7 protein-coding genes are annotated in these 9,610 nt (G+C 38.3%); 3 read left to right on the forward strand and 4 right to left on the reverse strand.

What is annotated here, in order from left to right; translation table 11 throughout:
• Window positions 1-70: 70 nt before the first annotated feature.
• Window positions 71-1,185 (forward strand): IS3 family transposase gene (locus L654_RS0104195; protein ID WP_139016090.1). Its coding sequence is split into 2 segments (ribosomal slippage): window positions 71-323 and window positions 323-1,185, totalling 1,116 coding nucleotides; the frame shifts between segments, so codons are not numbered across the junction.
• 11 nt (window positions 1,186-1,196) lie between these two features.
• Here L654_RS0104195 and L654_RS0104200 read toward each other — a convergent pair.
• From L654_RS0104200 to L654_RS0104215, 3 genes are all read right to left on the reverse strand, one after another.
• Window positions 1,197-2,438 carry an SIR2 family protein gene (locus L654_RS0104200; RefSeq protein WP_024607364.1) on the reverse strand — a complete coding sequence of 414 codons (1,242 nt, stop codon included), beginning with the start codon at window positions 2,436-2,438 and terminating at the stop codon, window positions 1,197-1,199.
• A 24-nt stretch (window positions 2,439-2,462) separates the two neighbouring features.
• Window positions 2,463-3,584 (reverse strand): hypothetical protein, encoded by a 1,122-nt coding sequence (locus tag L654_RS0104205; protein ID WP_024607365.1) that lies wholly within the window; start codon window positions 3,582-3,584, stop codon window positions 2,463-2,465.
• A 371-nt stretch (window positions 3,585-3,955) separates the two neighbouring features.
• The gene (locus tag L654_RS0104215) at window positions 3,956-4,831 is read right to left on the reverse strand and encodes a DUF3014 domain-containing protein (RefSeq protein ID WP_024607366.1); all 876 of its coding nucleotides are present in this window, start codon (window positions 4,829-4,831) and stop codon (window positions 3,956-3,958) included.
• A 239-nt stretch (window positions 4,832-5,070) separates the two neighbouring features.
• Between L654_RS0104215 and L654_RS0104220 the strand changes: the two genes are divergently transcribed.
• Entirely contained in the window at window positions 5,071-6,216 is a 1,146-nt protein-coding gene (locus L654_RS0104220; protein ID WP_007584072.1) for a patatin-like phospholipase family protein, read from the forward strand.
• 28 nt (window positions 6,217-6,244) lie between these two features.
• Here L654_RS0104220 and L654_RS0104225 read toward each other — a convergent pair whose 3' ends face one another.
• Window positions 6,245-8,218 carry a monovalent cation:proton antiporter-2 (CPA2) family protein gene (locus L654_RS0104225; RefSeq protein ID WP_024607367.1) on the reverse strand — a complete coding sequence of 658 codons (1,974 nt, stop codon included), beginning with the start codon at window positions 8,216-8,218 and terminating at the stop codon, window positions 6,245-6,247.
• A 133-nt stretch (window positions 8,219-8,351) separates the two neighbouring features.
• Here L654_RS0104225 and L654_RS0104230 point away from each other — a divergent pair, with 133 nt between their 5' ends.
• Window positions 8,352-9,248, forward strand: a complete 897-nt coding sequence (locus tag L654_RS0104230; RefSeq protein WP_024590733.1) for a GGDEF domain-containing protein — start codon at window positions 8,352-8,354, stop codon at window positions 9,246-9,248.
• Window positions 9,249-9,610 lie beyond the last annotated feature (362 nt).

Here is a 9,610-nt window from a genome sequence, read left to right on the forward strand (position 1 = left end):
GGTAATCCTCCCTAAAAATAATAGATGCCAAACGTAGAATTTTCTCTTATTGTAAACACAGGAGAAAATTATGAAAAAAGCACATTTTACAGACAGTCAGATCCTCGCTATTTTAAAACAAGCAGAAAGCGGCGTGCCTATTCCTGAGCTATGCCGTGAACATGGCATGGGCAACTCAACCTTTTATAAATGGCGCGCTAAATACGGCGGCATGGATGCGTCTTTAATGACACGAATGAAAGAGCTTGAAGATGAAAATCGCCGTTTAAAGAAAATGTATGCTGAAGAGCGGCTAAAATCTGAGGTCATTCAAGAGGCAATGACAAAAAAGTGGTAAAGGCTTCTGAGCGCAAAGTATTGGCACATGAAGTCGTTAGCACAAATAAAATGAGTATTGCCTCAGCCTGTCGCACTTTTATGATAAGTGAAACATGCTATCGCTATACGCCTAAACTATCTGATGAAAATGAGAAGATTGCAGCGTTGCTATTGGATTTAAGCCAATGTCAGCGTAATTGGGGATTTGGTTTATGTTTTTTATATTTACGCAATGTTAAAGGCTACACGTGGAATCATAAGCGCGTTTATCGTATTTACCGTGAGCTTGAGTTGAATCTGCGAATAAAGCCTAGAAAACGTCTAACAAGGGAGAAGCCTGAGCCATTGGCTGTACCTGATGCCATTAACGAATGTTGGTCAATGGATTTTATGCACGACCAATTATCTGATGGCAGAGGGTGTCGCTTGTTCAATGTGATTGATGATTTCAATCGAGAAGGACTCACAATAGATGCTGACTTATCACTCCCCGCTGAGCGTGTTATCCGCTCGCTGAATCAAATTATAGAATGGCGTGGAAAGCCAAAAGCTATCAGGTGTGACAATGGGCCTGAATATATTAGCCATAAATTAGCAGAGTGGGCGTTAAATAATAATATTGAATTACGATTTATTCAACCAGGTAACCCGCAACAAAATGCTTATGTAGAGCGGTTTAATCGTACGGTTAGGTATGACTGGCTAAGTCATTATATTTACAGTGATATTAGTGAGTTACAAGATAAAGCAACCGATTGGTTATGGGCTTATAATAATGAACGGCCTAACATGGGGATAGGTGGCATAACCCCCATACAAAAACTGGAAAAGTTAAACAACGAAGATTCTACAGATAGCCTCCATTAAAAATGGGGGGATTACCCTTTCTCTCTAGTTACTTCAACACTTTCTGCATAACTTTCCCAAGAGGTCAGATATTTTTTTAAAAAATCAACTTCATGATCAAAAATAGGAATTAACGACTTCTCTTTTCTCCATAAAAATTCATAAAGAAAGCAAAAAACCGTTTTAAAATTTAGTTCGTTACTATTAAGTGTAAATAATGAGTGCCAATGAGAAGTTCTATTCCAAAGAACCTCTCTGTATTGCTTTGGTGCAACTAACCAGCCTGGATATGATTGCCGATCTTTTTGCCAAGTTTGAACTGTAGTTACTAATTCATTATGTAAATTGCTAAAATCAATTTTTTTCTCATTGATTTCTTTAGAATAAGCACCCTTGTTAATATCCCAATGTACGCGTTCTGAGTTTTTCTGTTTAGTGCAGTAATCTATAAAAAGCTTTATAGCATTATAATGACTTCCCTCAACCCCTTCACATAATGATAAATCAACACTTGTTATATTATATTGAGAAAGTGTTTTTTCTTGCGATGGTGTTAAACCGAGAACCCCTATTAAATATATTTTAGGAGAGTTTTTCTCACCTAAATTATCTCTTATCCAACCAATCCATTTCAAAAAATTTGGATCATCACCAGAGAAACCAATCAGGCACAGTGTATTTTCAAGTAGCGCTTGCTGAACTGTATTCACAAAAGGGGCAAATTTAGTTGGGTATGTTCTGTAATCTTCCTCGTTTATGATTAAAGGAGTTGAAGCGGCAAAACAACCATGAAGTTTAACTATTCTAGGAGAGACAGAGTGGATAAGGTCTTCTTTGTTAACTATAATTTTATAATTTCTTTCACTAACAGAGTCAGCCGCTCTCTCTAACAAAGTATCGTAATTAGTTGTAAAAACATCCGTCCAAGGTAAATTCAAAAGTGAATAATGTAGTTTTGATGGCTTGTAATCACTATCTGGTATATTTTCACGCAGTAAATTATCTAAAACAGCTCTTCCAAAATTAGCCTCAACCTCATATGCTAATTTTAGTGGATCAAAGAAGTTATATTTTGCATGCTGGATATCCTCCCCTCTTACTTTACGAAAAAAAACATTACCCAGTTCCTGCCAATTCGGAAATTTTTTTACATTATCAAAGTGGGATTGAGCATTCATACTAAAACCAGCTCCAATCATAATAGATGCATTTTTACTCCATAAACATTGGGCAATTTCTTCAATGTAAGGCTTGATGGTCGCTGGTATTTTCATAAATTAATTCTCAAAATTTTAATCTTAGTCGTAGATAACTGTTAAGCCGCATAACTTACAATAAATAAAACATGCTTTGCTTCTGAACTGTGTCATATCTTCATTCCCACAGTGGCACTTCAGCTTTTTATTTTTTGCATTTAGTTCAGCAATTAAACCTTCTTGAATAACTCTTGGCTGTATATATTTATCAGCTACAGATACGTAAGCAGAGTTACCACTTAGTCTGTTTTGCCTTTTTTCATCTAACCTTTTTCTGTAATCATCGTTCTCTTGCTGGCGCTGTTTATATATCTGTTCGGCTTCGTCTTTTGCATCAATTTCTGACTGCTGAACATCGAAATAGGTAAGGTTGTTCTCGTTAAAGTGTAAGTCATTCAAACTCACTAATTTTGATTGCTCTGAACTGACAACTTGTACCTGAAATCCTAAATCATCGATTCCGTATTGTGTATAAAAACATTTAAAAAACAGCTTGCTTTGTTCTTGGCTAGTTATCTTAGACTCAAGGTCAAATACATATAGGTTTTCGTTAGAATTATAAAATATATCTTTTCGGGTGAAGTTGTTTTTGTCTTGTAGAAATAACCAAAGCACAGTAGCGCCTTGCTCTTTAAAAAATCGGTCTCTTGCAACGATAACATCTAATGGCACTTGGTCTAAGACTAACTCAATAGCTATATCCATATTGTGCGTATTAGAGTAAAAACTAATATCTGGTCTTCGCCATGCTTTAGCTAGCCCTGTCTGAAATTGCTCTCGATAAGTTTGTTCTACTTGAATATTTTCATACTCAACTTCGCTTTTAAGCAAATTTGATATAGCCGCTTTATAGTCTTTATGTTTTTTACTTTCTTTTATTCCATTGTAACTAATGGCCTGTAGTTCACTATCCGTGAGGCTTGTTGTGCTTTTCACAGGGCAATCTTCTGAACCAATAGGGTGTTTGAAATGATGTTTTTGTGATGGAGTTCCAGCAAGTATTAAAGGCTGAAAACATGTAGCACATAATATACTATCAAGCCCTTCAGGTTCTCTTAGGAAGCGCCTAAGCTTAAATAGTGCAGCTTCATCTATAGATAGAACTTCATTGGAGGTATAGCTTTTACCCTCGTCAGGTAAAAAGACTTTAGAAACTGTAGACATAAATTAAGCTTTAATTCCATTTAAATGATCATACTTAAGATAGCTAATTTAAAGATCAGAATATGGATAAGCAAGCTTTAATAGCTTTATTTAAAAAAGAATATATTTACGAAGAATGTTTGATTAAATTTATCTATAACACCCAAATGAGGAATTTGGGTGGCAGTCTTACCAGNCTGCTCCCTTCCGGGCCTGACCAGGTTCGCCTGCTAGTGTTGCGAGAGGACCAATAAGACTACCATTGAGGGCCTTGGTTGGCGCGGGAGGGATTATCTCTACTTTTGCTCTGTTATTCAAGGGATAATCTAAAAAGAAAGTGCGATTGCATACTTCATATACAATCGCGGCGTATTTAGCTATTTTAGTGCGTATTAATTGTTCTCTAACTGCGCTTTTATATTACGTAATGCTGCTTTTACTTTTTTCATGTTTTCTGGACCCATACGTAAAAGCTGTTTTTGTGCATCTGGTAATTGCTCCCACTCCGAAAACGCATACTGGTACGTTACTGAATCACGAAGTAACGGCAAGTCACCTTCAGGCTCTGGCGTATCAAGTAATAAATCGATTGCATCGGTTAGCGTTTGATTAAACTCGTCATCGCCGTAACCAATTTCACTGTATGCATTATTAATAAGTGGCTTGTACTCTTCGTACATGCGAACGGCTTGCGCTGCACTCATACTGGTAAATATTTTCACATACGGTGTATAACGCTCGTAGCTGTTAGGGTTAATAGTTAAGATATCACCTTCATTCACGCTAAATTTTTCTTCTGGCTGTACAACAGGCATGTGTTTTTTAGCTATTTTTCCTTTTGCTAAGTTATCTACATATACCACACCACGACGAATAACATCGTCGGTCACCATTAAGCTCATTACTGAGTCGCTTAGGTACTCGTCCATTTTAGCAACAACAACTGCATCACTTTCGTTAAGCGTTGGTAGTGGCTCTACTTCAGGCTCCGGCTCACTCGGGCTTTGTGCTGGTACTTCAAGCTCGGCTGGTTTTTCTGGCATTACAGATGGCGCGTCTACCACTGGGTCGTTCTCAGGTTTAAGCTCCATCATAGGTTGCTCTTTAACTGCGGGCTCTACCTCAGTGCGTGTTGTTTGCTCGTCACTTGGTGTGAGCAATACGAAGGCGGCCGCACATGCTACGACTATTAAAATAATAACGGCGAAAAGAATATTGTTATTAGGTGGACGTTTTTGAACATCTGATGCTTCTGGTTTATCTGACATACGAACTCCATAAAAATTAAAATGCGATATCACTTAGAGTACGCTAAGTGGATTAAATTCATTCTTACACAAATACTATGACATTTTATAATACGACAATTATAGCAAAGTAAGTTACCTACTAAATTGGGTGATTAAATAATGTAATAAGTATTAGGGCAGTTATCCTTTGATTCTTCTAGCTTAAAGACTTACAGTTAATAAATAAAGTAAAGACGTAGAACAGTTTAACCACCAATATGAAAATCAAGCAAGTTGATCCACAAAAACCTAAAATTGCCTTATTACTCACAGGTGGTGGCGCACGTGCTGCTTATCAAGTGGGTGTCCTTAAAGCGCTAGCTCATAGTATGCCTCGTACCGCTCCATTGCCATTTAGAGTAATAAATGGCACCTCTGCTGGGGCTATTAACTCAGCTGCGTTAGCATGTTACGCCTCCTGTGCGCATTTGGCTGTACGAAAGCTTGAATCAGTTTGGAAAAACTTTTCAACCTCTATGGTCTATAAAAGTGATTTTTTAAGCGTATTTGGTCATATTGCGCGTAATATTTTAACGAGCTTTCAGTCAGAACATATTAACCATCCACCAGCGAGCTTGCTAAACAACCGCCCTCTGCGTGGTTTATTAAACGAAATTTTAGATTTACACCGCATTGAGCGCAATTTACATCGTAATTATTTAGATGCGCTGTCTATTACGGCCTCAAGTTATACAACGGGCGACTCTGTTGCATTTTTTCAATCTAATACGCAAACATCTTGGCAGCGTGCTAAACGCGAAGGCCGTGCAACTCGTATTAATGTTGAGCACTTAATGGCATCGAGTGCCATCCCTATGGTGTTTCCCAGTGTAAATATTTATAACCATTACTTTGGGGATGGCTCTATACATCAACTTTCTCCGCTGAGTCCGTCGATTCATTTAGGCGCTGAAAAAATATTTATTATTGGGGTCGACCAACCCAAAGAATTACACCCACCGGGTTACTCGCCACATTATCCGGGTCTATCTGCTGTTGCAGGGCATTTACTCGACAGTGTATTTACCGACACTATGCAATCGGATTTGGAGCGTTTAGCTCGTGTTAACCGAACATTAGGGCTATTACCCGCTCGCGACAAACATCAAGAACTTAAACAAATAGATACCTTTGTCATTAACCCTTCGCAAAACTTTAATGCCATTGCAGCTCAGTATTACGACGATATGCCATGGGCCATTAAAGTATTGCTACGTACCATAGGTGTTAAAAAGCATTCGCAATCGAGTTTAACCAGTTATCTATTGTTTGAAAAACGCTACACCCAGCATTTAATGCAAATTGGCTATGAAGACGGTATGGCGCAGTTGCCTAAGATGCGTGAATTTTTAGAGTTAGATTAATCTTTTAGAGCTAGATTAATCTAAGTCACTATTCGATTCCGTCGAGCAGATAGTGCTCTACCCGCTCAACACGCCTTGGTTTACCTTGTAATACTAAAACGTCATTAGCCAATAATGTTGTTTGCGCTGATGGCGTATCTATTTCGGCTCCTTCTCTGCGCAGTGCTTTTACGAGCACTCGCCGCTTTTCTAAATTAAGATCTTCAATTGTTTTACCCACGGCATAAGCTTGCTGAGGTAGCGCTACAACATGTAAGTATTCTAATCGTTCACTTGAGGCATCTTCGCTATCTTTAAAATACCCTGCGTAAAAGCTTTGCATTAACGGATAGCGATTACGACGTTCTTTACTTACTCTTCGCACAATACGCGTCATCGGTACGCCCGACATAGACAACACATGCGACACGAGCATTAAGCTCGCCTCTAACGACTCTGGCACTACTTCGGTTACGCCTAGCCCTTTTAAATAATCTAACTGGCTATCGTCACGAGTACGAATAAGTATTTTAACGTTGGGCGCTATTTGTTTTATGGCATCAATAACAACTTGTGCGTGATCAAGCTCTGTAAAAGTAATAATAACCAAGCGAGCTCGCTCTACTCCTGCGCACTTTAAAATATCTTTTTGTTTAACATAGCCAAATATAACAGGCTCACCTGCCGCTTTGCCTTCTTGTACTAAAATTGGGTTACTTTCAATGGCAACGTAGTCTATTGCTTCGGGCTTTAAAAAACGCGCTATAGTTTGCCCAACACGCGAAAAACCACAAATAACAACATGGTCACTATAAAGTGTACTACTTTGTGGCTCACTTTCCAGCGCTAAACTTGGGCGATCGAGTATGCCTAAACGCTTTAAAATAAATGGCGTTTTATCAATCAAAAATGGTGTAAATGCCATTGATAAAACACCAAGGGCAATTAAAAATGAAGCTTGCTCTGAATTTAATAATTGATGCTGACCAGCAAGTGCAATAAGTACAAAACCAAACTCCCCCATTTGCCACAGCATAATGCCACAGGCGAGCGAGTCTTGGTTTCGCTCATGCATTAGCCGCGCACTAAAAGCTACCACTGTAATTTTTAATACGAGTAAACCCAGTAATGCACCAATAATTATTACTATATGCGCCAGTACAAATAAAATATCCAGCTGCATACCCACAGTAACAAAAAACAGCCCCATTAAAATATCGCGAAATGGACGTATATCGGCCTCTAACTGATGCCTGTAATGGCTCTCACCTAACATCATTCCCGCTAAAAAAGCGCCCAATGCCATAGACAAGCCAAACATATACGTTAAAAAGCCCGCAAATAAGGCTACTAATATAGTGGTAAGCACAAACAACTCATCGGTTCGTACTTGCGCTATTTCTTTAAACACAATGGGCAATATCCATTTACCAATTGCCCAAAGGAGCACACATACAAATGCGCCCTTACTTAGGGCAAACGCTAAAGCCCAACCAATACTTTGAGAGTCACTTGATGCAAATAAGGGGAATATTATTAATAGAGGAACAACAGCAATATCTTGAAAAAGTAGTACACCAACGGCCAATTGCCCACGGCGCTGATTAAGCTCACCCGTTTCTTTTAATAGCTTAACCACTACAGCCGTAGAAGAAAGCGCCATAATTGTACCAATGGTAAAACTGGTGAGTAGGGAAAAGTCTAAACAATATAAAATAATAATGAAGAGTAAGCTGGTTATACCTACTTGTAACGAGCCCAGCCCAAATACTAGGCTTCGCATTGCCATTAGCCGCGAAATAGAAAATTCTAACCCCAAACTAAATAACAAAAACACAATTCCAAGCTCTGCTACAAACTCTATTTCATGAGATTGCGCTAACCAACCAATACCATGACTACCGGCTAAAACCCCCGTTGCTAGGTACGCCAAAATAGGCGGCAAGCCAATGCGTTTAAAAAACCACACAAAAAGAACTGCTGCCACTAGCAAGCCAAAAATTTGAACATTAATACTCTGCAAATTCGGCCTCACGCGTCAATTAAACCAAGGGACTTACTTTAAATATAGCAACCTTCTGTTTTTCAGCAAGTTTTAAAATATGGCACAAAAATCGCTTAGTAATTGCAAAGCAACACCCTCGGGGGAGAATTTAATGGAAAACGTCCATATTTTGACGCAGCGTGTGTCTGGTCGCGGTGATTTTTTGCCGTTTTCGGCTGAACACTCGCCAACAAATGAAATAACAGAAACACATAAACTCGTTACAGAGCTACAAACTAGCTTAGTGATTGAGGATGTTTTAGCTATATACGCAAAATTTACAAAACAATTGTTAAATTTCTCTGGTTTACAGTTTCAGTCAACACTGGGAACTACACAAACATCACAGAGTGACACAAATAGTACTCCTTATATTTTTGATTTGGCGATTGGTAAAGAACACTTAGGGCAGCTAATTTATTTTAGTAAATTCCCGCTTGGTCAAGCCATTGAGAAAAAGCTACATACTTTGCATACTGCGCTGGTTTATCCACTTCGTAATGCGATGATGTATAGCCGTGTATTAAAGCTTGCCACAAAGGATGCATTAACCGGCTTAAATAACCGCAGTCAGTTTAATGACTTTTTACTGCAAAAGCTTGAAAACTGCCGTCGTTACCAGCGTCCATTTAGTTTAATGCTGCTTGATTTAGATAATTTTAAACAAGTTAACGACAACTTTGGCCATAAAATTGGTGACGATACACTTAAAGAGTTTTCAAAAGTACTGTGTAGCAGCATACGCGGCACTGATTCGGTATTTAGATTTGGTGGTGATGAGTTTGCTTTACTTATTGAAGACCCTGAGTTTACAACGAATAAAGTGATTGCTGAGCGGATAATGTGCTTAGTAAGAAAATCGCCCCTAATGTCTAAGTATAAAGTAACAACCAGTATTGGTTTTACTTTAGCTAACAGCCAAGACAGCGAAACTGAAATATTTGCTCGCGCCGATAAAGGTTTATACAAAGCAAAAGCATCTGGTAGAAACTGCGCAAAAGCCTACTAACATTTGCTCACACTAATTGAATAAAAAAGCTTAGCTTCCCCCGCTAGGCTTTTTTATTGCTAAAGCTTCCAGCTTCAAAACTTGGTACTTACCAACCGGCTTATATATGGGGTTTCTTTAACGATAAGGAAATTGCGCTATAACTAGGCAACAGTTTTTATATCTAGTTGTTCTAAATAAAAAAATTTTAACAACATTATAGAGTTATTTAATTCGTTAAATTTTCAAATATTTATGCCGATTGGTATATCAATTTATAAATAAACAAAGCAGCACAAAAGCCAAAAAAGAATCCGCTAATTAAATTAAGTAATGCGGTAATAGTAGCAAGCGGTGTAAATAATACTAAAAGCAGTGGCAGG

Origin of the sequence: Pseudoalteromonas sp. TAB23 (assembly GCF_000498075.1) — a bacterium.
Classification (GTDB): domain Bacteria; phylum Pseudomonadota; class Gammaproteobacteria; order Enterobacterales; family Alteromonadaceae; genus Pseudoalteromonas; species Pseudoalteromonas arctica.